This is a genomic window from Streptomyces sp. (assembly GCF_031178505.1).
Lineage (GTDB): Bacteria > Actinomycetota > Actinomycetes > Streptomycetales > Streptomycetaceae > Streptomyces > Streptomyces gulbargensis.
Window position 1 is genome coordinate 1 of record NZ_JAPSIW010001026.1, and the last position, 1756, is coordinate 1756.

A 1756-nucleotide genomic window follows, 5' to 3' on the forward strand; every position below is an offset into this window, starting at 1 on the left:
TCCTGCTCTGGATCTGACCTTTGAAGACGATCTCTAGGCCGTGTCTGATAATTGATCTTGTGGTGGGTCGTGGAGAGCTGACGGATGCGGCGTGTGAGCGGATAGCGCCCCTACTGCCGGGTGTTGACGGGCGGGGTCGGCCGTGGCGGAATCATCGGCAGGTGATCAACGGGGTGTTATGGCGGTCGCGGACCGGATCTCCGCGGCGTGACCTGCCGGAACGCTACGGGCCCTGGCAGACGGTCTACGAGCGGTTCGCCCGCTGGGAGGCGGACGGGACCTGGGCACGCCTGCTCGAGCAAGTGCAGGTGCACGGTGACTCGGTCGGAGCCGTGGAGTGGACCGTGTCGGTCGACTCCACGATCAACCGTGCCCACCAGCATGCCGCCGGCGCCCGCAAAAAGGGGCGTCGGCAGGGGACGAACTGGAAGATCCGGCATGCACGACGGCTGGCCAGGCGCTCGGCCGGTCCCGCGGCGGACTGACCACCAAGGTTCACCTCGCCTGCGACGGCCGGGGCCTGCCCCTGGCCGTCGTCATCACACCGGGCAACCTCAACGACTCCACCGTCTTCGACGCAGTCCTGGACGCGGTGCGGGTTCCGCGGACCGGTGCCGGGCGGCCGCGTCGCAGACCCGACACGGTCATCGCGGACAAGGCGTATTCGTCACGGGCGATCCGCCTGATGCTGCGGCGGCGGGGCATCCGGGCGGTGATCCCTGAACGGACCGACCAGAAGGCCAACCGCGTGCGGCGCGGACAGGACGGCGGCAGGCCACCGGCCTTCGACCGTGACCTCTACAAAGCGCGCAACGTCGTCGAACGCTGCTTCAACCGGCTCAAGCAGTTCCGCGCCATCGCCACCCGCTTCGACAAGCTCGCCGCCCGCTGCCGGGCAGGACTCCACCTCGCGGCACTCATTCTCTGGCTCCGCGAGCCCCGACAAGATCACTTGTCAGACACGGCCTAGCTCCCGACCTCGGCGACCAGCCGCACAACGCCGACGGCCTCTTGCTGATCGACGGGCACCCGATCGGTCCACCGGACCTCTACCGCCCCGACCGGCTGGTCGACCCCTCGACACGGCAGACCTCGGCGAAGTGATCGTCACCATCCCTCCGCCCTTCTTCCGGCAGGGTCTGCCCGAGGCGGCGGCGCGTACGTGGGTACGTCAGGTAAACGACGGTCTCCTCCAAGCCGTGGACGCGTACGACCGCCTCACACCACTCGGCTATCTGCCCATGGACCACCCGGAGCTGGCCCTCGACGAACACGTGCGCCTGCGCGAGGACGAGCGCTGGGCGGGCCTGACCGCCGTGGCCGGCGGCGGCTCGTACTCCCTGGCCGATCCCGCCCTTGCCCCACTACGGAAGGCCATGGACGCAGACGCCCGCACGCTGCTGCTGCACCCGGGCACCGTCCCCGATCCCCGTCTCAGTTCCTTTTACCTCGCCAACCTGCTCGGCAAGCCCGCCGAGACCGCGCTCGCCGCCGCCCAGCTCGTCTTCGGTGACATACTCGCCACGCACCGAGCCTGCGCTTCGTGCCGGTGCACTGCGGTGGGCTGCTTCCGGCGGTCGTCGGCCGCTGGCAGCGCGGGGCCGTCACCCCTCGCCTCGGCGTCCCGGACCTCACCGAACCCTGGCCCGGGTGCAGACAGTGAGCTTCTTCGAGCTGGGCCCCGATCAGGTGACGCCCGCCAAGCGCAACGAGCGAGGCCCCTGGGCAGTTGATCGAGATGTCTGACGTCTCAACC

The 1756-nt window shown here is 69.4% G+C and carries 2 protein-coding genes; both read left to right on the top strand.

What is annotated here, in order from left to right:
• The first annotated feature begins 59 nt into the window (after positions 1 to 59).
• Positions 60 to 970 (top strand): IS5 family transposase gene (locus tag RIF68_RS35865; protein ID WP_309055823.1). Its coding sequence is split into 2 segments (ribosomal slippage): positions 60 to 408 and positions 408 to 970, totalling 912 coding nucleotides; the frame shifts between segments, so codons are not numbered across the junction.
• A gap of 229 nt (positions 971 to 1199) precedes the next feature.
• Positions 1200 to 1733, top strand: coding sequence for a hypothetical protein (locus RIF68_RS35870; RefSeq protein ID WP_309055825.1), 534 nt, complete (start codon positions 1200 to 1202; stop codon positions 1731 to 1733).
• Positions 1734 to 1756 lie beyond the last annotated feature (23 nt).